We start from the raw sequence: 20,491 nt of genomic DNA, 5'->3' as shown, positions 1-20,491 counted from the left end.
ATGACGGCAGCCCTGCCACCGCTGACTTCTGACAAAAAGCCACGTTCCGTTTGTCAGCCTTTCGCTATATATTCCGCTATATAGCGAAACCATTTCCACGGAACCCTGCCCATGCGCCTGACCCCGCTCGTCCTGCTGCTTGCTACTTGCTTTTGTATCAACGCCGCCCAAGCCGATGAAGTGCAAGTCGCCGTCGCGTCCAACTTCACCGCCCCGATCCAGGCCATCGCCGCCAGCTTCGAGAAGGACACCGGGCATAAACTGATTGCCGCCTACGGCGCGACCGGGCAGTTCTATACCCAGATCAAGAACGGCGCGCCATTCGAGGTGTTCCTGGCTGCCGACGACACCACGCCGGCGAGGCTGGACAGCGAAGGCGACACCGTGCAGGGCTCGCGCTTTACCTACGCCATCGGTACGTTGGCGTTGTGGTCGGCCAAGACCGATTACGTCGACGCCAAGGGGCAAGTCCTGCGGGACAATGCCTTCCAACACCTGTCCATTGCCAATCCGAAAACCGCGCCGTATGGCCTGGCCGCCACACAGGTGCTGGAAAAGCTGGGGCTCACCCATCAGGTCAAGGGCAAGATCGTCGAGGGCCAGAACATCACCCAGGCCTATCAGTTCGTTTCCACTGGCAATGCCGAACTGGGTTTCGTGGCCCTGTCCCAGGTGTTCAAGGACGGCAAGCTGACAAGCGGTTCCGCGTGGGTTGTCCCGGGCGAACTGCATGATCCGATCAAGCAGGACGCGGTGATCCTGGCAAAGGGACGGGGCAACCCCGCCGCCCAGGCATTGATGAGCTATCTGAAGGGCCCGAAAGCCGCCGCCATCATCCAGGCCTACGGTTACCAACGCTGATGCCACTGACCGACGCCGATTACGCCGCCATCTGGCTGACCCTGAAACTGGCGTCGCTGACCACGGTGATCCTGCTTTTCATCGGCACGCCCATCGCCCTGTGGCTGTCGCGCACCCAATCGCGGCTTCGCGGTCCGGTGGGTGCGGTGGTCGCCCTGCCGCTGGTACTGCCGCCTACCGTGATTGGCTTCTATCTGCTGCTGGCGCTGGGACCCAACGGCTGGATCGGCCAATTCACCCAAGCCCTCGGGCTGGGCACCCTCACCTTCAGCTTTACCGGACTGGTGATTGGCTCGGTGATCTACTCAATGCCCTTCGTGGTGCAGCCGCTGCAAAACGCCTTTTCCGCTATCGGCAGTCGTCCTTTGGAAGTCGCCGCCACCCTGCGGGCCGGGCCGTGGGATACCTTTTTCAGCGTCATCCTGCCTTTGGCCCGACCGGGTTTCATCACCGCCGCAATCCTCGGCTTCGCCCACACGGTGGGTGAGTTTGGCGTGGTGTTGATGATCGGCGGCAACATCCCCGAGAAGACCCGGGTGGTGTCGGTGCAAATCTACGACCACGTCGAAGCCCTTGAGTACAGCCAGGCCCATTGGCTGGCGGCGGCGATGCTGGTGTTTTCTTTCCTGGTGCTGCTGGCGCTGTACTCTAGCCGCCGAACTCGCGCCGGTTGGAGCTGATCGATGATCGAGGCAAGGTTTCAACTCGACCGTGGCGATTTTTCCCTGGACCTGGACCTGCAATTGCCCGGCCGTGGGGTGACGGCGCTGTACGGCGAGTCCGGATCCGGCAAGACCACCTGCCTGCGCTGCATGGCCGGGCTGGACCGACCGACGCGGGGTTTCGTCGAGGTCAATGGCGAGGTCTGGCAAGACAGTGAGCATGAGGTGTTCGTCCCGCCTCACAAGCGAGCGCTGGGGTATGTTTTCCAGGAGGCGAGCCTGTTCGATCACTTGTCGGTGCGCGACAATCTTCTGTTCGGCCTCAAGCGCGTTGCCGCGGCGCAACGGCGCGTGGACATCAACCACGCGACGGAACTGCTCGGCATCGGCCATCTCCTCGACAGGCAACCCCACAACCTTTCCGGTGGCGAACGCCAGCGCGTCGGCATCGCCCGCGCCTTGCTGACCAGCCCGCGCCTGCTGCTGATGGACGAGCCTCTGGCCGCTCTCGATACACGCCGCAAAAACGAGATCCTGCCTTACCTGCAACGGCTCCACGATGAGCTGGATATCCCGGTGCTGTACGTCAGCCATTCCCAGGACGAAGTGGCGCGGCTGGCCGATCATATCGTGGTGCTGGACGCTGGGCGGGCCTTGGCCAGCGGGCCAATCGGCGAGACCCTCGCCCGGCTCGACCTGCCATTGGCGTTGGGGGATGACGCAGGCGTGGTGATCAACGGAAAAGTCGCCGGCTACGACCCGGGCTATCAGTTGCTCACCCTGACCCTGCCCGACAGCCAGTTGAACGTGCGGGTTGCCCACACGGCGCTGGCGGTCGGGCAGCCGCTGCGCTTCAAGGTCCAGGCCCGGGACGTCAGCCTGAGCCTGGCGAACGACGGGCAGACCAGCATCCTCAATCGCCTGCCAGTGGCGGTCGTCAGCGAACTGGCCGGCGACAATGCCGCCCATGTGCTGATCCGCGTGGAGGCCGCCGGCACACCGCTGCTGGCGCGGATCACTCGGTATTCGCGCGACCAGTTGAAGCTGCATCCCGGACAGATCGTGTGGGCACAGATCAAGGCGGTGGCGGTGTTGGCGTAGCCTTCGCGCCTGTAGGGCCAGCACACAAGCGTCCCAAGTGACATGAGAATCTCGGCACGACCGCAACGGGCAGAGGTCAATGAATTCACAGGCCATTTGAATTCATCGCCAAGGATCAACCATGCCCGACACGCCGCTGCCCGATGCACTCCCGGCCGACTTGCACTATGTCGATGACACTGCGCCGGGCATCACCCGCAGGAAACTGCGAGGCAAATTCTGCTATTTCGACCCTTCGGGCCAGCGCATCACTGACGCGGCCGAAATCCAACGCATCAATTCCCTGGCCGTTCCGCCGGCCTACACCGACGTCTGGATCTGCTGCGACCCGCGCGGCCACCTCCAAGCCACCGGGCGCGATGCCCGTGGGCGCAAGCAGTACCGTTATCACACGCGCTGGCGCGAAGTGCGCGATGCCGACAAGTATTCACGCATGCTGGAATTCGGCCGCACCCTGCCCCGGCTGCGCAAACGCCTGGAAGAGATCCTCGCCACCCCCGGCTTCAGCCGCGACAAAGTCATGGCGACGGTCATCACCTTGCTCGACGTCACCCTTATTCGCGTCGGCAATACACAATACGCCCGGGACAACCGCTCCTACGGCCTGACCACCCTGCGCAACAAGCATGTCGCGGTCAATGGCAGCGCCATCGCTTTCCAGTTCCGGGGCAAGAGCGGCATCGAACACCAGATCACCGTGAAGGACCGGCGCCTGGCGCGGATCGTCAAGCGCTGCCAGGAAATGCCCGGGCAGAACCTGTTCCAGTACCTGGATGAAAACGGCGAGCGCCACGCCATCACTTCTTCGGATATCAACGCCTACCTCAAGACCCTCACCGGCGCCGATTTCACCGCCAAGGACTACCGCACCTGGGCAGGCAGCGCGGCGGCGCTGGAGGGCTTGCGCACACTGCAGTGGGAAACCGAAACCGAGGCCAAGCGGCACGTGGCCGAGATGGTCAGGCAGGTCGCCCGACAGTTGGGCAACACGCCCGCCGTCTGTCGTAAATGCTATATCCACCCCGCCGTTGTGGAGGGTTTCATGCGCGGCGTCCTGCGCGAACTGCCCAAGCCCCGGGTTCGCAAAGGCCTGAGTGCCCAAGAAGCTGCGCTGACGATGTTCCTGCAGCGCATGGCCCAAGCCGTCGAAGCCTGTTGACCGAAGCAATCGAGCGCTGCGGGCCTCGATAAGCGAGTGACGGAAGTGGAACATCCGACAGCCGGCGGACTCCCAACTGTACAGAGCCGCTGATCCGCAGACTCGTCAACGCGTAAGTCGAGAGGAGTTTCAGATGTCCGAACACATCGTCCATTTCCATTGCCAGATCGATCAAGGAACCACCGAGCGCTTTCGGGACAATTGCCTGGAAGCCATTGAAAAAGGCGCCGACTCGCTGATGCTCAACCTCTCTACGGTCGGCGGTAGCACGAACTTCGGTTTCACCCTCTACACCTTCATCAAGTCTCTTCCCGTGCCGGTGCGCGCCGTGAACGCCGGCAACATCGAGTCGATGGGCATCGTCATGTACCTGGCCGCCAGCGACCGCACCACCACACCCCACTCGCGCTTCCTGATCCACCCGATGAATTGGTATTTCGGCCAGAAGTCGGTGGATCACTCGCGCTTGCGCGAATACCTGTCCAGCCTGGACAACGACGTGGCGCGGTATGTGGAAATCTACGTCAAGGAAACCGCCGGTGCCGCCACGCAACTGGATATCTTCAAGTGCCTGTGCGCCGAGGAGCGTGTGATCCCGGCGGAAAACTCACTGGCCTTTGGCATTGCCCACAGGGTTGAACAAGTGGTGTTTCCACCCGAAGCCAAGCATTGGAAAGTGAGCGGCGGTGAGGACTGAGTTACTCGATGAATAAATATCATTTGCCGCCGCTTTGTTAATTAATCTTTTCGATGTTGTATAAGCTCAAGCGAAACGGCTGTATAAGTTTTTTCAGCAACACTTTTCAACTCACTACCGTTCGTCGCCAGCGAAACGTTTTTTCTAAACTTCCATCCGCCGTTTTCTTTCACAATACTGCGAGGCACGTTTTACTCGCTTAACCAAAATGAGGATTCTCGAAATGGCTAATAGCGGAAACAAAAATCCAGGTAACTTCGCAAACGACCGTGAGAAAGCATCCGAAGCCGGCAAGAAAGGCGGACACGCTTCCGGCGGCAATTTCGCAAATGATCGGGAAAAAGCCTCTGAAGCAGGCCGCAAAGGTGGCGAACGCAGCCACGGCGGCGGCAGGAAGTCGTAACCCGAGAACCGTTGGGGCGCAGCTCTGCTGCGTCCTGGCGCTTGACTTGTCGAGGTAACGAATGAGCCAGGATCGATTCATCGTCAGTTTCATCGCCGACGGCCAACCCGATAGCCGGGTATTGGCAGGCGACACCGAGACGCTTACCACCGAAGAAGCCGAGGCACTCTTGCGAGTGTCCTTTACTGAATTAAAGAGCGTCAAGATCAGCGATGTTCAAGTTCAGAAAAGAACCAAGCCAAACGAAACGGAACATGATGTTCCGGGGCATTTCAAACAGCCGTAGTGTATATAACCTTCCTTTTCAACTCCCTGCCCCGTGGCGAGGGAGTTTGTTCCCTATGGGCTGCACAGCAGCCCAACTCGTATTAACAAAACATATATATCCAGGTGGATTGCCCTGGGCCGCTTCGCAACCCAGCGGGAGCTAGCTTCCTCGCCACAAAGCATTTGTTCAAATGACTTTAATGGGTATGCCCCGCCGGATCCTTTATCTGCCACACCTGCCCTTTGCGCCACGCATCCGCGCCAGGATCGATGTCCGGTGCGCTGATCGATTCGCGGGCGTGTTTCTTCGCTTCGCTGTCGATGCCCATCCGGCGGTCGCGCTCGCGCACCAATTGCGGATCGATCTGCCCATCGGCGGTGAACCCCATCATCAACTGCGGAACGCCGTAAGGCAGAGCGTTGCCCTGCTCGGTGTGCCAGGTGTGCCAGGTCTTGCCGTAAGTGGTGACCAGGTTCTTCATCAAGCGGGTTTCCGCCACCTCCGGTATGCCCGGCGCGACCAGTTGTCCAGACTTCACCTCATGCACATGGCTGTGCCACAGCTGCTTTTCGGCGGCGGGCAAGCTTTCGAACAGGCGCTTACTGATGATGTATTCCACGCCCATCAATTTGGCCTTGGCGCTGTTGGCATCGAAGATGGCGCACTGGAACACTTCTTCGTTCAGTGCCGTGCAGTAATGGTGCGCTTCCATTTGCCCGGACATCCGGCCGTTATAAAAATGAAAGCCGTCCAGGTAGGTATCCAACGCTTGCAAAGGGGGTTTGTTCTGCATGATCCCGGCCCCCGCTTCCAGCGTCGCGGTGGTTGGGCTTTTCGCGGCGCCTGGCGCGTCTACCGGTGAGTGGCTGTTACCGCCCGCGCAGCCCGCCAATCCCACTGTAGCCACACACAACAGGGCCCAGGTTCCATGAACCATCTTTCCAGTCATCTCGACTCTCCTTTCCATGACTGCTCATGAGAAAGGCATTGGAAGACCGGGGTTTATTTTTTTCCCGAGGCAACCGATGAGCGGCCGTTAGCGGCGCTCGCCGTAGGCCTGTTTGACCGAGTCTATCCAGGCCGGGTCCAGGCGTGATTGCTCTGAATCCAGGCCCAGCGCCTGCATGTTTTCCAGATGCTCGTCGGCCTCACGGACCAACGAGGCGTGGTCGCTGGAATTGGCATCCAGCCGGTGCATCTGGGCCAGGCCCAGGTGATAGAAACGCAGTAGCTTCATCGCTGCCGGATCCCGGGCCTGCACACCGGCCTTTACCTGGTGCATCACGTTGGTGACGCTCATCAGGCTGCGCTTGAGCTGCCAGCCATACACCGCAGCGGCCATCCACGGCTGCGACCAGAAATAGCCGCGCATCAGCCCGACCATCACCAGCACGGCAGCGAAAACGCCGCCGACATTGAAGCGAAAATTATCGCCCCCGGGTGTACCGAACAGCATCACCGCCAGGCTGGACAACAGCATTGCCAGCGCCAGAAACACCACGGCCACGATGAGGGTGCTGCGACGGGTCTGTTGCCGGTAGTCGGCGGCGTCCCACGGTTTGATCTCGAACATCGCGTCGCAATTTCCTTGTATGGCGTGAAAAGACTCGCGCATTATCGCCTGCCCGGTCGATTTAGCTATGCTGGGGCTCATTTTGTGTTGCAACCGACCCGATGGATCCGGATCAAAGTCCATGGCGATACCGCAAGGATCGTGCGATCTTCCTGCGTGGACGTTTTTTTCAAGATGCCGCCGTCGTGCGAGCGGCATCGTTTTCAAGGAAAGCTGAATGACTCAAAGACATGTAATCAACGCTTCGGTAAGCCCCAAGGGCAGCCTGGAGACTTTGTCCCAGCGCGAAGTGCAGCAACTGAGCGAAGCCGGTTCCGGCAGCATCTACGATCTTTTCCGCCAGTGCGCCCTGGCGATTCTCAACACCGGCGCCCATGTCGATAACGCCAAGACCATCCTGGAAGCCTACAAGGACTTCGAGATCCGCATCCACCAACAGGACCGTGGTGTACGCCTGGAGCTGCTGAACGCGCCGGCCGATGCGTTCGTCGACGGCGAGATGATCGCCAGCACCCGGGAAATGCTCTTCAGCGCCCTGCGCGACATCGTCTACACCGAGAACGAGCTGGACAGCCAGCGCATCGACCTGAGCTCGTCACAGGGTATCAGCGACTACGTGTTCCACCTGCTGCGCAACGCCCGGACCTTGCGCCCTGGCGTGGAACCGAAAATCGTCGTGTGCTGGGGCGGCCACTCGATCAACACCGAAGAATACAAGTACACCAAGAAAGTCGGCCACGAACTGGGCCTGCGCAGCCTGGACATCTGCACCGGCTGCGGTCCCGGCGTGATGAAAGGCCCGATGAAAGGCGCCACCATCGCCCACGCCAAGCAGCGCATCCAGGGTGGCCGCTACCTGGGCCTGACGGAGCCGGGCATCATTGCCGCGGAGGCACCGAACCCGATCGTCAATGAACTGGTGATCCTGCCGGATATCGAAAAGCGTCTGGAAGCCTTCGTGCGCGTCGGCCACGGCATCATCATCTTCCCGGGCGGCGCCGGTACGGCGGAAGAATTTCTCTACCTGCTGGGCATTCTCATGCACCCGGCCAACCAGGACCTGCCGTTCCCGGTGATCCTCACCGGGCCTAAAAGCGCCACGCCGTATTTCGAGCAGCTGCACGCGTTCGTCGGCGCGACCTTGGGCGAAGCCGCGCAGAAGCACTACCAGATCATCATCGACGACCCGGCCGAAGTGGCGCGGCAGATGACCCAGGGGCTCAAAGAAGTGAAGCAGTTCCGCCGCGAGCGCAACGACGCCTTTCATTTCAACTGGCTGCTGAAAATCGACGAAGGTTTCCAACGCCCGTTCGACCCTACCCACGCCAACATGGCCAGCCTGGGCTTGAGCCGCGACCTGCCCTCCCACGAACTGGCCGCCAACCTGCGCCGGGCATTTTCGGGGATCGTGGCCGGGAACGTGAAGGACAAGGGCATCCGCCTGATCGAAGAACACGGCCCGTACGAAATCCATGGTGATCCCGCGATCATGGAGCCGCTGGATCGCCTGCTCCAGGCCTTTGTCGCGCAACACCGGATGAAACTGCCGGGCGGCGCGGCGTATGTGCCGTGCTATCGGGTAGTGACCTGATCCCGAAATCGCTGAGGTTAAAAATGTGGGAGCGAGCTCGCTCCCACAGGGGCTAGCGTTGGTTTGAGACGCGTATCAATCCATCGTCCACCACAATGCTCAGCCCACGGTAATCCGCGATCTGCGAATGCACCGTCACCACCGGGTGCGTATGCGTGGCCGTCACTACCATCACGTCCATGCCCGCCGCCTCGCCAGCCTTGATTCCGGCTTCTGCGTCCTCGAACACCAGGCATTCCTGCGGAGCAACTTGCAAGCGTTGTGCGACCAATAGGTAGCACGCTGGATTCGGCTTGCCGGCGCTCACGTCCTCGGCGGTCACCATCACGTCGGGGCGCGGAATCCCGGCCGCTTCCATGCGACGCAAAGCCAAGGCCATCGGCGCCGAGGTGACAATCGCCCATTGCGTCGGCGGCAGGCTCTTGAGAAAGCCCAGCGCACCGGGCACCTCGACCACCCCTTCCACGTCCTCGATTTCTTCGATGGTGAGCTGCGCGGCCTCGGCCTGGGCATCCACTCCTGGCAGGTTCTGGCGGGCAACGGTGTCGACGGCGCGCACGCCATGGATAGTCGGCAGGAATTTAGCCACGTCCAGGCCATGGCGCATGGCCCAGCGGGTCCAGATCCGCTCGGTGGCGGCGACGGAATTGAGCAGCGTGCCGTCCATGTCGAAGAGGAAGGCGCGGTAGGCAACGGTGGGGAGTTCTGCGGACATCGGGATCCTCGTCAATCGGAAAAGGTGACTAACCCTGTGGGAGCGAGCTTGCCCCCCAAGGGTTCCATGTCGGGCCGGTTACACCAACCGCTCGATCCGCTGGTGCTGCCAGACCCGTTTGTAATACAGCGTCTGCAGCAACAGCATGCTCAGGTAAGCCACCGGAAACGCCATCCACACCCCTTGCAGGCCGAAGTGTGCGTCCAGCAGGTAGGCGACCGGAACTTGCACGCCGATGATGCAGAAAATCGAGATCGCCACCGGCATCAGCACCGTGCCGCTGGCGCGCATGATGCCACCGATGATGGCCTGGAAGCCGAACACCAAAAGGCTCCATAGCATGATGTGCAACAGGTGCTCGGCCTGGACCCGCGCCGCCGGGTCGGTGATGAACAGGCCCAGCAACCAGTGGGACAACAGGTACCCCAGCAGCACCAGCCCACCGGTCAACCAGACGTTGATCAGCATCCCGGTGCGCAGGATCGGCCCCAGGCGTTCCAGGCGTCCGGCGCCGATGGCCTGGGCGCCGAGGATCGACGCGGTGATGGCAATCGACAGCGCCGGGAACTGCACGTAATTGACAATCTGCGTCACCGCGCCATAGGCGGCCGTGGCTTGGGAGCCGTGGCGATTGACCAGGGCCAGGATGACCAGCTCCGACAGCGAGATCACCACCATCTGCAATCCGGTGGGCAGGCCGATGCGCAGCACTTTGCCGAGGATATCCCTGTCCAGGCGCATCGCCGCGAACAGCGCCCGATCCGGCGCCAAGGCATGGGCCCGTCGATTCAGGCGCCACGCCAGCATCGCCATCGCCGACGCGGTGCCCACCAGCCCCGCCAGCGCCGCGCTCTGGATGCCCATCTGCGGCAACCCCAGCCAGCCACGGATCAACGCCGGCGTCAGCGCCATCCCGACGCTGGTGGACACCAGCAACGCCAGCAACGGCGAAACGGTATCGCTGACACCACGCAATAGCTGGGTGAAAAGCACAAACACCAGCAGCATCGGGAGGATCCACATCATCACCCGCGCATACGACACCGCATCCTCCAGCACGTCGGCGGGCGTTCCGAGGCCTTGCAGCCCCTCGCGGGCAAAAACACTGCCGAGGATCGCCGCCGTCAGTCCGATGATTGCCCCCAGCAGCAGCGTCGAGCCGGCAATCGCCTTCACGGTTCCCGTCTCGCCGGCGCCGTAGGCCTGCCCGATCAAGACCCCTGCCCCCGCGCCCAGGCCAATCACCAACGCGATGAAGAAAAACACGATGGGAAACATCCCCGATACCGCCGCCAGGGCCTGGGTGCCGAGCATTTGGCCGATGTAGATGCTATTGAGCGTACCGGACATCGATTGCAGGAAATTGGACAAGACCATGGGGGCCAAGAACAGCAGGTAGGTTTTCCAGAGAGGCTGGGTGGGCATGAGGGCTCGATGGCAGGTTCGAAAACTGGTGCGGGTAATTTAGCTCAATCCTTTCATTGTGTTTCAGAGAATGATCTGACGAACACTGTTGAGGTTCACCGTGATTTCTTCCACAGGTCAGGCCACCTCGACATTTCCAGGATCTCGTCTATTCTGCGATAGCAATGTGCCACTTTTTTTCCAAAACCGGACGACTGGTCCTCAAGACCGGGTCGACTTTGCAGATAACCAGTTATTCGCAAATATCCTGTCAGCAATACTGTTCAAGGACCGAACCATGATGTCGTATTCCCACGACCATTCCCTTGCCACATCCCAGACGCACACCTCCTGGCACGCCTTGATCGTTGCCATCATCGCCGGCGCAGGGCTGCTGGTACTCAATGGCACGAGCGCTCAAAACATCGGTTTCAGTGCTGTGCTTCTGGTCCTTGGCGTGGGTGCCGGTATCTGGGGCGCGCGCTCGCAGCGCCTGCAATTGGACAAGGTGGCCGCAGCGGCCATCGCCCATCATGAACTGCAAGCAGCCGACCATGGCGCTCACAAAAGCAGCGCGCAACTCAACGAAGTGATCCTCGGCGCGATGCCGATCTGGGCCAAGCAAGTCGAAAGCTCACGGCAGCAGACAGAAACCGCGATCGTCTCGTTGACCAGCCGCTTCACCGGCATTTCCTCGCGTCTCGAAGAAACCGTACAAGCCTCGCAACTGGCCGCTGGCGAGTTGGCGGGCAGTGGTGGTGGCGGTGCCGTCCAGGTGCTGGCGCAGAGCGAAGGCGAACTGGTGAAGGTGATCGATTCGCTGAAGAGCACCCAGGCCAGCCGTGATGAAACCTTGGCCCAAGTGCGCAACCTGACGGCCTACACTGGCGAGTTGCGGACCATGGCCGCGGATGTCGCTGCGATTGCCGCCCAGACCAACCTGCTGGCCCTCAACGCCGCCATCGAAGCCGCCCGCGCAGGCGAAGCCGGACGCGGTTTTGCGGTAGTGGCAGATGCCGTGCGGGCCCTGTCGAGCAAGTCCAGCGAGACCGGCCAACAGATGTCGGCCAAGGTCGATGTCATCAACACCGCCATCACCCAATTGGTGCAGGCGGCTTCCAGCGGCGCCGACCAGGACAGCCAGTCCGTGGCCGTGTCCGAAGGCAGCATCCAACGCGTGCTCGAACGCTTCCAGAGCGTCACCGGCCGCCTCGCCGATTCGGCCGACATGTTGCAACGGGAGAGTTTCGGTATTCGAGACGAACTCACCCAAGTGCTGGTCAGCCTGCAATTCCAGGATCGGGTCAGCCAGATCCTCAGCCACGTGCGCGACAACATTGAGGACCTGCATGTGCACATGCAGCAAGCCAGCCAGTCGCCCGAACAGGCCATCTCCATCGACGCCCGCCAATGGCTGGCGCGCATGGAAACCACCTACGCCACCGACGAGCAACGCCGCAACCATCACGGCGACTCGGCCGCGCAACAGACTTCACAGGAAATAACCTTCTTTTAGGAGCCCCTCATGGCGAAAAATGTATTGGTTGTCGACGACTCCGCGAGCGTTCGGCAGGTCGTCGGCATCGCGTTGAAAAGTGCCGGCTACGACGTGATCGAGGCCAGCGATGGCAAGGATGCACTGGGCAAGCTCAACGGCCAGAAAGTGCACCTGATCATCAGCGACGTGAACATGCCGAACATGGACGGCATCACCTTCGTCAAGGAGGTCAAGAAACTGGCCAGCTACAAATTCACGCCGATCATCATGCTCACCACCGAATCCCAGGAATCGAAGAAGCAAGAGGGCCAGGCCGCAGGCGCCAAGGCCTGGGTGGTCAAGCCGTTCCAGCCAGCGCAGATGCTGGCGGCGGTGTCCAAGCTGATTCTTCCCTGATGGCTGGAGGCTTCAATGCCGCTGCTGTACGAAGTAGAAAATGACACCGCGCAGGTGCAGATCGACGGCGAGCTGACGATCTACACCGCCGCCGACCTGGCCGCGCAATTGCTGCCACGGTTGGGGGCCACGCCCGCCATGGTGCTGGACCTGTCGCAGATCACCGAGATGGATGGCGCCGGCCTGCAATTGCTGCTGATGGTTCAGCGCGAGGCGCCCAAGGCCGGGACCCAACTGACGGTGGCCAACCCAAGCAAAGCCGTCACCGAAACACTGGCGCTGTGCAACCTGGTTGCGTAGTCCCTTTGCAACACGTCGGACACGACAAAGGATATGAGCGTGAGCATCAATCTCGATCAGGCACAACAAACCTTCATCGTCGAGGCCCGTGAACAACTGCAGGCGATGGAAGAATCGTTGCTGCAATTGGAAAACGACCCCGGCGACGATGACGCCATCGGCGCGATTTTCCGAGCGGCCCATACGATCAAAGGGTCGGCTGGACTGTTCGGCCTGGAGCCGATCGTCAGCTTTACCCACATCGTCGAGGACGTGCTCGATCGCCTGCGCGAGGGCAGCGTCGCGGTGGACCCTGGCTTGATCGCGGTGCTGCTCAAGTCCGGCGACCACATGCTCGAATTGATCGACGTGGTCGCCAACCAGGGCTCGACGTTGCAGGCCCCTGCCCTGGCGCGGGAAATGGAACTGTGCCAGCTCCTGCAGGAGTACCAGGCGCCCCCGACCGCGACCGAACCGGATCGGGGAACCCAAGCCGAGCCAACCGGCTCAGCCGAAGCGTGCCTCTGGCACATCTCCCTGCGCTTCGGCCAGGACGTGTTCCGCAACGGCATGGACCCCTTGTCGTTCCTGCGCTACTTGCAGACCCTGGGTGAAATCGTCGACATCACCACGCTCACCGAGGCGATGCCGGCCATCGATACCTGGGATGCCGAATCCTGCTACCTGGGCTTCGACATCGCGTTCCGCTCCGCCGCCGGTTATACCGCGATCAATGAAGTGTTCGATTTCGTCCGAGAAGACTGTGCGATCGAAATCGTCGCCCAAGACGTCGAGGCCCAGGCAAGCATCGGCGAGATCGCGACATCCCAGGCACAGAGCGACGAAAGCACCGCCATGGTCACCACGGGCGAGCTGATGCCGGACCAACGCAAGAGCCCGCGCATGCCTGCCCAGGTCGCGCCTGACAAGCAGGCCGTGGTCAGTGACAGTAAAACCAAGGACGGCGCGTACGTCCGGGTCAATGCCGACAAACTCGACGAACTTATCAACCTGGTCGGTGAATTGGTGATCGCCAGCGCCGGCGCCAGCCTGTTGGCCCGTAACTGCCAGAACGACCCATTGCAGGAAGCCACCTCGTCGGTATCCGGGCTGGTGGAGGAGATTCTAGACGGCGCCTTGCGCCTGCGCATGATCCCCATCGGCGAGACCTTCAACCGCTTTCGTCGGGTGGTGCGCGATGTCAGCCAGGAGCTCGACAAAGACATCGACCTGATCATCAGCGGCGCGGAAACCGAGCTGGACAAGACCGTGGTGGAAAAGATCGGCGACCCGCTGATGCACCTGTTGCGCAACGCCATGGACCATGGCATCGAAACCGCTGAGGCGCGGCTGGCGGCAGGCAAACCGGCCAAGGGGCATTTGCACCTCAACGCTTACCACGACTCGGGCAGCATCGTGCTGGAAATCGCCGACGACGGCGCCGGCCTGAACCGCGACCGCATCCTGGAAAAAGCCCACGAACGTGGGCTGATCGCAGCGGGCGCGAACCTGACCGACCAGGAAATCTACAACCTTATTTTCGAACCGGGCTTTTCCACCGCCCAGGCCGTCACCAACCTGTCCGGGCGCGGCGTGGGCATGGACGTGGTCAAGCGCAACATCACGCTGCTGCGCGGCACGGTCGACCTGGACAGCCAGCCGGGCAAGGGCACCGTGGTGCGCATCCGACTGCCGCTGACCCTGGCGATCATCAACGGATTCCTGGTCGGCATCGGCCAGTCCACCTATGTCATTCCGCTGGACATGGTCCAGGAATGCATCGAGCTGAGCGAAGACGATGGCATCGCCAGCCGCGAACAAGGCTACCTCGACCTGCGGGGCGAGGTGCTGCCATTGGTGTACTTGCGCGATCACTTTCATCACGAAGGTCCGGCCTCGCGCCGGCAGAACGTGGTGGTGGTGCGCTACGCCGAACTCAAGGCCGGGCTGGTGGTGGATGACCTGTTGGGTGAATTCCAGACCGTGATCAAGCCCCTGGGCAAGCTGTTCGGCGCACTGCGCGGCATCAGCGGCTCGACCATTCTGGGCAGCGGCGCCGTGGCGTTGATCCTCGACGTACCGGCCCTGCTCACCCAGATCGCACAAATAGAAAACCGCTACAACTCGACCCCATTACAACAAGCCAACGCTCGCTGACGCTTCAACACTCCATGGAGAGGTATTCCCCAATGAAATGGTTCTACGACCTTAGAATCGCCACCAAACTGATCGCTTCATTTCTCGTGGTGTTGGCGCTGACCGCCGTCATGGGCGTGTTCTCGATCATCCAACTGGGCCAGGTGAACGGCACCGCTCTTGATATCCGTGAGAACTGGATGCCGTCCATGCGCGCCGCTTCAGGCATGCGCTTTTTTGCGGCGAGCTATCGCCTCAAGGAGAATCGCCATATTGCCGCCGACTCCGAACAGGAGCGCGTCACCCTCGAGCAAGAAGCCGAGGAAGCCAAAAAGGCCTTCGAAACGCGCCTGGGCACTTACGAGAAACTGCTCTCCAGCGCTGAGGATCGTCAGGCATTCGAAACCACCCGCGATGACTGGGCTTCCTACCTTGCAATCAGCAAAGACCTGCTCGCATTGTCCCGGCAGAACCTGACCGAGCAGGCCCAGGCGATGCTCAAGGGCGAGTCCAAGCGTCGATTCGACCTGGTGACCAACGACTTGCAAAAACTTGTCGAGCTCAACGCGGCCGGCGCTGACGTCGCCAGTGCGCACGGCACCCGCTTGTATGAAAACGCACGCCTGTCGATCATCGCCGTGCTGGTCGCGGCCCTGCTGGTGGGCCTGGGATTGGCGCTGTTCGTCTCACGCATCATTTCCCGTCCGTTGAAACAGGCGGCGGTGGTTGCCGAGCAACTGGCCGAGGGCAACCTGAACGCGAAAATCGATGGCGGTTCCAAGGACGAAACCGGCATGGTGCTCAACGCCATGCAGAACATGGTCGGCAAGCTGTCGCATATCATCGGTGAAGTGCGCAACGCGGCGGACAATCTCGCCAGCGCTTCCGAAGAAGTCAGCGCCACCGCGCAGTCGATGAGCCAGGCGACCAGCGAACAGGCGGCCAGCGTCGAGGAAACCAGCGCATCCATCGAGCAGATGAGCGCCAGCATCAACCAGAACACCGAGAACGCCAAGGTGACCGACGGCATGGCCAGCAAGGCTGCCAAGGAAGCCACCGACGGCGGCGAATCGGTGCAGCAGACCGTGGTGGCGATGAAGAAAATCGCCCAACGCATCAGCATCATCGACGACATCGCCTACCAGACCAACCTGCTGGCGCTCAACGCCGCCATCGAAGCGGCCCGCGCCGGCGAGCACGGCAAAGGCTTCGCAGTGGTCGCTGCCGAAGTCCGCAAACTGGCCGAGCGCAGCCAGGTCGCGGCACAGGAGATCGGCGAGCTGTCGTCCAGCAGCGTCGACATGGCCGAGAAGGCCGGCAACCTGCTGAACGAGATGGTCCCGTCCATCAACAAGACCTCGGATCTGGTGCAGGAAATCAGCGCCGCGTCCGAAGAACAGGCCGCCGGTGTGGCGCAGATCAACACCGCCATGACCCAACTCAACCAGGTGACCCAGCAGAACGCCTCCAGCAGCGAAGAGCTGGCCGCCACCGCCGAAGAGATGAGCAGCCAGGCCGAACAACTACAACAGGCGATGAGCTTCTTCACCCTGGACACGCCCTCCAAGTCCGCGGCCCAGGTCGCCCGGATCGACAACACGCCTGGCCCCTCCAGCCGCAAACCGGCCCGGGCGCCGGCACCGGTGATGCCCAAGGCGTTTGCCTACAACATGGCCAGCGCGCCGGACGAATCGGAATTCACCCGGTTCTGATGGCTCGGTTCCATAGGCTTGCTTAAAGGAGAAAAGGCAATGGGCGCCATCGCGACCACACGTCAGACCGCCAGCGCGGTCGAGGAAGAAGCGCAGTACCTGACGTTCATGCTCGGCACAGAGATGTTCGCCATCGGCATCTTGTGCATCAAGGAAATCATCGAGTACGGCAACCTGACCGTCGTACCGATGATGCCGGCCTTCGTTCGCGGAGTGATCAACCTGCGCGGCGCGGTCGTGCCGGTGGTGGATCTGTCGGCCCGTTTTGGCCGGCCGAACTCCACCATCAGCCGCCGCAGTTGCGTAGTGATCATCGAGGCCGCCAGCGCTGACGGCCTGGCCCAGGACATCGGGCTGCTGGTGGACACTGTATCGGCGGTGCTGGAAATCCCGGCCTCGCAGATCGAACCGCCACCGAGTTTCGGCGCGAAAATTCGCGCCGACTTCATCAGCGGCATGGCGAAGGTGGAGGGCAAGTTCGTCATCGTCCTGGAGGTGGATCGGGTGCTGTCCATCGACGAAATGTCCGAACTCGCCCAAGCCAGCCCCGCCGCACTGGAAGCGCCAGACTCATGAGCACGGACACTTGCAAGGAACGCACAGTGAATTCAATGGCGCTCACTGACCGGGAGTTCGGCCAGTTTCAATCCTGGTTGTACCAGGCCGCCGGCATCAACCTGTCGCCGGCCAAGAAAGCCCTGGTGGCCGGGCGCCTGTTCAAGCGCCTCAAGCACTATGAGCTGGACAGCTACGGCGAGTATTTCAAGCTGATCATGAGCGGCCAGCGCAGCGACGAATTACAAGTGGCGCTGGACCTGCTCACGACCAACGAAACCTATTTTTTCCGTGAGCCCAAGCACTTCGATTTTCTTCGCGATCATGTGCTGCCCCATGCGACGCCGGGCAAGACCTTTCGCCTGTGGAGCGCGGCCAGCTCGTCCGGCGAGGAGCCCTACAGCCTCGCCATGACCCTGGCCGAAAGCCTGGGCACCACGCCCTGGGAAGTCATCGGCTCGGACATCAGCATGCAAGTGTTGGCGAAGGCCCGTTCCGGGCACTATCCGATGGAGCGCGCCCGCAACCTGCCCCATTCGTTACTCGTGAAATATTGCCTCAAGGGCACCGGCAATCAGCAAGGCACCTTCCTCATCGATCGGGCGTTGCGCAACCGGGTCAACTTCATCCAGGTCAATCTCAACGACACGCTTCCGGAGTTGGGGGAGTTCGATGTGATTTTCCTGCGCAACGTGATGATCTATTTCGACCAGCCCACCAAAAGCAAAGTGGTTGCCCGACTGATCCCCCGGCTCAAGCCCGGTGGGTATTTCATCGTCAGCCATTCGGAGAGCCTCAACGGCGTTTGCGATGCGTTAAAGCTGGTCGCCCCTTCGATTTATCGCAAGCCATGAACGCCGCGATAAAGCCAGTCGCCGAAGTCTATCTGGGGCCTGGGGAGTTTCGCTTTGCGACCTGCCCGACCCGGCTGCGCACGATCCTTGGCTCATGCGTTGCCATCACCCTCTGGCATCCACGGCGCAAGATCGGCGGCATGTGCCACTTCATGTTGCCCAACCGGGTACGCTGCTCCACGGCGCTAAATGGGATGTACGCCGATGAAGCCTTTGAGTTGTTCGTCCGCCAGGCGCGGGCCCATCGCACCGAACCCGAGGAATACCAGCTCAAGCTGTTCGGCGGCGGCGAAATGTTTCCCGAGCTGCAACGCCACGTGGCGTTCGGCGACGTGGCGCGGTTGAACGTCAACGCCGCGCTGGAAATGGCCGCCCTCTATCGCCTGGACCTGATTGCCCAGGACATGGGTAGCACTGGCTACCGAAGTATTGTTTTCGACCTGTGCAATGGCGATGTCTGGGTCAGGCACCAACCGATAAGGACCTTGAATTAACCATGCCAGGCAGAAAAATCAATGTATTGCTGGTGGACGATTCCGCCGTGGTCCGTCAGGTATTACTGGCGATCCTGAGTGACACGCCGGACATCAACGTTATCGGCGCGGCGTCCGATCCGATCTTCGCCATGGATAAACTGGCGAAGGAATGGCCCGACGTGATCGTGCTGGACGTGGAAATGCCGCGCATGGACGGCATTACCTTTTTGAAAAAGATCATGAGCGAACGGCCCACGCCCGTGGTGATCTGTTCTTCCCTGACGCCCAAGGGCGCGGAAACCACGCTGCAAGCCATGGCCGCCGGCGCGGTGGAAATCATCACCAAGCCCACTAGTGGCCTGAAGAACTTCTTGCTGGACTCGGCGTCGGAACTGGTCTCGGCCATCCGCGCCGCCGCCCAGGTCAACGTCCGCAACCTGGGTAAACGCCCGGCCCCGGCCGCCCCGCTGACCCCGGCGGCCAAACTCAGCGCTGACGCGATGCTGCCCGCCGCCAACGGCCACGCCATGGCCCAGACCACCGAACGCATCGTCGCCATGGGCACCTCCACCGGCGGCACCCAGGCCCTGGAGGCGGTGCTGACGGCCCTGCCGCGCGTGTGCCCGGGCATCGTCATCGTCCAGCACATGCCGGAAAAATTCACCGCCTCATTCGCCGCCCGGCTCAACAGCCTGTGCCAGATCGAAGTGCGCGAAGCGAAGAACAACGACCGCATCCACCCGGGCCTGGCGCTCATCGCCCCCGGCGGCAAGCACATGATGGTGACCCGCAGCGGCGCGTTCTATCACGTGCAAGTGGTGGACGGCCCGTTGGTCAATCGCCATCGCCCTTCGGTGGATGTGCTGTTTCGCTCGGTGGCCAAGTTCGCCGGCCGTAACGCCACGGGCATCATCATGACCGGCATGGGCGACGACGGCGCCCGCGGCCTCAAGGAAATGCTCGATGCCGGCAGCGCCACCGTTGCCCAGGACGAGGCCAGTTGCGTGGTTTTTGGCATGCCCAAGGAAGCGATCAAACTCAACGCCGCCCAACGGGTGATGCCGTTGCTGGACATTGCGCAGGTGATCTTGCACCGCTGATCCGCGCATCTTTTCTCAAGTGAAAGCTGTGTGGCGAGGGAGCTTGCTCCCTCGCCACAAAAAGCTGTCTTAAACAGGCGAGATCGTCGCCAGCACACCAATCAGCAGCGTCAGCGCCAGGAAACCACCCAAAAAAATCGCCATCTTCGCCATGAGCTTTCTCCCAATAGAGCCATTGCGGCACGATCGAATTGTGGGACGAGAACTGAGACCGTTACAGACGCACCTGTAAGCGAAAAATACGGATCAGCGGAAAAAGGTTCGCAGCGCTCTGTATCCACGACACACAGCAATACAAACACACCGCCGCATGACACATCCCAGATACACGACAAGCGCCAAATGGCCCCGTCCGAACAGGCCAGTCCCGCCTTGCTTCGACCCGACGTGCCGAGCACCGGGCAAGCAACGTGACACCGCCACGGCACACGCCCCGCGCAACGCTTGCCAGGGGCCACACAGCTCTTATCTGGAGAAATCTCATGACGCGTACAAAAAATTCGAACTCCGCTCGCCTCGCCCTCGCCGCCCTGGCTTTGTCCGGCGGTTTGGGCCTGGCCCAGTCCGCTTTCGCCGTTGACGCCCTGGCCCAGGGTTATCAATTGGCTTCGGCTGAAAAGACCTCCGAAGGCAAATGCGGTGAAGGCAAATGTGGCGCTGCCGAATCGGCCAAAAAGGCCACACAGGCTGAAGGCAAGTGTGGTGAAGGCAAATGCGGTGCCGCCGAATCGGGCAAAAAAGTCACCGCGGCAGAAGGCAAGTGCGGTGAAGGCAAATGTGGCGACGCGTCCTTCGCTCGTACCGACACTGACGACGATGCTCGTGTGTCGCTGAAGGAATTCCTCACCGTCGCGCCGACCCAGCACGCCGAGTTCGAAAAGATTGACAGTAACCACGACGGCTACCTCTCCGAGGCGGAAACCTACAAGTACCGCACCGGCCAATACACAGCCAATGGCAAGAAAGTACCGACCGAACTGTTCATCCATATGAGCCAGGCCAAGGAGTAAATCCCCCTTCGCTCCTCCCTCCCGGCCGCCCAGGCCGGGAG

At 61.3% G+C, this 20,491-nt stretch carries 22 protein-coding genes; 18 read left to right on the top strand and 4 right to left on the bottom strand.

Translation table 11 applies throughout. The annotated features are described in order from the left end of the window. Positions 1-111: 111 nt before the first annotated feature. From modA to DOCECA_RS07120, 7 genes are all read left to right on the top strand, one after another. Positions 112-861 (top strand): molybdate ABC transporter substrate-binding protein, encoded by a 750-nt coding sequence (modA, locus tag DOCECA_RS07150; protein ID WP_445571664.1) that lies wholly within the window; start codon positions 112-114, stop codon positions 859-861. Beyond that, positions 861-1,541 carry a molybdate ABC transporter permease subunit gene (modB, locus tag DOCECA_RS07145; protein WP_420767705.1) on the top strand — a complete coding sequence of 227 codons (681 nt, stop codon included), beginning with the start codon at positions 861-863 and terminating at the stop codon, positions 1,539-1,541. The genes modA and modB overlap by 1 nt, the downstream gene beginning before the upstream one ends. A 3-nt stretch (positions 1,542-1,544) precedes the next feature. Next, positions 1,545-2,624 (top strand): molybdenum ABC transporter ATP-binding protein, encoded by a 1,080-nt coding sequence (gene modC, locus DOCECA_RS07140; RefSeq protein WP_434610955.1) that lies wholly within the window; start codon positions 1,545-1,547, stop codon positions 2,622-2,624. A 121-nt stretch (positions 2,625-2,745) separates the two neighbouring features. Continuing rightward, entirely contained in the window at positions 2,746-3,783 is a 1,038-nt protein-coding gene (locus DOCECA_RS07135) for a DNA topoisomerase IB (protein ID WP_445571663.1), read from the top strand. 133 nt (positions 3,784-3,916) lie between these two features. Next, complete coding sequence (locus tag DOCECA_RS07130) at positions 3,917-4,480, top strand: ATP-dependent Clp protease proteolytic subunit (RefSeq protein ID WP_030142235.1); 564 nt, start codon at positions 3,917-3,919, stop codon at positions 4,478-4,480. 223 nt (positions 4,481-4,703) lie between these two features. Further along, positions 4,704-4,883, top strand: coding sequence for a con-10 family general stress protein (locus DOCECA_RS07125; protein WP_003182983.1), 180 nt, complete (start codon positions 4,704-4,706; stop codon positions 4,881-4,883). 61 nt (positions 4,884-4,944) lie between these two features. Next, positions 4,945-5,169, top strand: coding sequence for a hypothetical protein (locus DOCECA_RS07120; protein WP_420767702.1), 225 nt, complete (start codon positions 4,945-4,947; stop codon positions 5,167-5,169). Between the two features lie 178 nt (positions 5,170-5,347). Here the strand turns inward: DOCECA_RS07120 and DOCECA_RS07115 are convergent, their stop codons facing one another. After that, on the bottom strand, positions 5,348-6,100 hold the full coding sequence (locus DOCECA_RS07115; protein WP_445571662.1) for an OBAP family protein: 753 nt from the start codon (positions 6,098-6,100) through the stop codon (positions 5,348-5,350). 87 nt (positions 6,101-6,187) lie between these two features. After that, positions 6,188-6,724: a DUF3087 family protein gene (locus DOCECA_RS07110; RefSeq protein WP_434610951.1), complete on the bottom strand. Its 537-nt coding sequence runs from the start codon at positions 6,722-6,724 to the stop codon at positions 6,188-6,190. A 217-nt stretch (positions 6,725-6,941) separates the two neighbouring features. Between DOCECA_RS07110 and ppnN the strand changes: the two genes are divergently transcribed. Then, on the top strand, positions 6,942-8,315 hold the full coding sequence (gene ppnN / locus DOCECA_RS07105) for a nucleotide 5'-monophosphate nucleosidase PpnN (protein ID WP_420767699.1): 1,374 nt from the start codon (positions 6,942-6,944) through the stop codon (positions 8,313-8,315). A gap of 52 nt (positions 8,316-8,367) precedes the next feature. Here the strand turns inward: ppnN and DOCECA_RS07100 are convergent, their stop codons facing one another. Both DOCECA_RS07100 and DOCECA_RS07095 read right to left on the bottom strand, forming a co-directional pair. Next, positions 8,368-9,030 carry an HAD family hydrolase gene (locus DOCECA_RS07100; protein ID WP_445571661.1) on the bottom strand — a complete coding sequence of 221 codons (663 nt, stop codon included), beginning with the start codon at positions 9,028-9,030 and terminating at the stop codon, positions 8,368-8,370. A 78-nt stretch (positions 9,031-9,108) separates the two neighbouring features. After that, a complete protein-coding gene (locus tag DOCECA_RS07095) occupies positions 9,109-10,455 on the bottom strand; it encodes an MATE family efflux transporter (protein WP_434563601.1) in 1,347 nt (448 codons plus the stop codon). Between the two features lie 277 nt (positions 10,456-10,732). Between DOCECA_RS07095 and DOCECA_RS07090 the strand changes: the two genes are divergently transcribed. The 10 genes from DOCECA_RS07090 to DOCECA_RS07045 all read left to right on the top strand — a co-directional run bounded on the left by DOCECA_RS07090 (position 10,733) and on the right by DOCECA_RS07045 (position 20,450). After that, complete coding sequence (locus tag DOCECA_RS07090; protein WP_434610947.1) at positions 10,733-11,950, top strand: methyl-accepting chemotaxis protein; 1,218 nt, start codon at positions 10,733-10,735, stop codon at positions 11,948-11,950. Positions 11,951-11,959: 9 nt separating this feature from the next. Then, positions 11,960-12,328, top strand: coding sequence for a response regulator (locus DOCECA_RS07085; protein ID WP_003180343.1), 369 nt, complete (start codon positions 11,960-11,962; stop codon positions 12,326-12,328). A gap of 15 nt (positions 12,329-12,343) precedes the next feature. After that, positions 12,344-12,628: an STAS domain-containing protein gene (locus tag DOCECA_RS07080; RefSeq protein WP_445571660.1), complete on the top strand. Its 285-nt coding sequence runs from the start codon at positions 12,344-12,346 to the stop codon at positions 12,626-12,628. A 39-nt stretch (positions 12,629-12,667) separates the two neighbouring features. Then, complete coding sequence (locus DOCECA_RS07075; protein ID WP_445571659.1) at positions 12,668-14,764, top strand: chemotaxis protein CheA; 2,097 nt, start codon at positions 12,668-12,670, stop codon at positions 14,762-14,764. Positions 14,765-14,796: 32 nt separating this feature from the next. Continuing rightward, positions 14,797-16,455, top strand: coding sequence for a methyl-accepting chemotaxis protein (locus tag DOCECA_RS07070; protein WP_445571658.1), 1,659 nt, complete (start codon positions 14,797-14,799; stop codon positions 16,453-16,455). A 39-nt stretch (positions 16,456-16,494) separates the two neighbouring features. Then, entirely contained in the window at positions 16,495-17,031 is a 537-nt protein-coding gene (locus tag DOCECA_RS07065) for a chemotaxis protein CheW (RefSeq protein ID WP_420767692.1), read from the top strand. Continuing rightward, positions 17,028-17,864: a CheR family methyltransferase gene (locus DOCECA_RS07060; protein ID WP_420767691.1), complete on the top strand. Its 837-nt coding sequence runs from the start codon at positions 17,028-17,030 to the stop codon at positions 17,862-17,864. Before DOCECA_RS07065 ends, DOCECA_RS07060 begins: the two co-directional genes overlap by 4 nt. Further along, complete coding sequence (cheD, locus tag DOCECA_RS07055) at positions 17,861-18,358, top strand: chemoreceptor glutamine deamidase CheD (protein ID WP_434563593.1); 498 nt, start codon at positions 17,861-17,863, stop codon at positions 18,356-18,358. Before DOCECA_RS07060 ends, cheD begins: the two co-directional genes overlap by 4 nt. Before the next feature lie 2 nt (positions 18,359-18,360). Beyond that, on the top strand, positions 18,361-19,440 hold the full coding sequence (locus DOCECA_RS07050; RefSeq protein WP_434563591.1) for a protein-glutamate methylesterase/protein-glutamine glutaminase: 1,080 nt from the start codon (positions 18,361-18,363) through the stop codon (positions 19,438-19,440). Positions 19,441-19,922: 482 nt separating this feature from the next. Further along, positions 19,923-20,450 (top strand): HvfA family oxazolone/thioamide-modified RiPP metallophore, encoded by a 528-nt coding sequence (locus tag DOCECA_RS07045; RefSeq protein WP_445571657.1) that lies wholly within the window; start codon positions 19,923-19,925, stop codon positions 20,448-20,450. Positions 20,451-20,491 lie beyond the last annotated feature (41 nt).

It is taken from the genome of Pseudomonas sp. E102 (genome assembly GCF_052660185.1).
The sequence above is the reverse complement of the archived record's forward strand: the minus strand, read 5'-3'. Positions and strand labels throughout refer to the sequence as shown.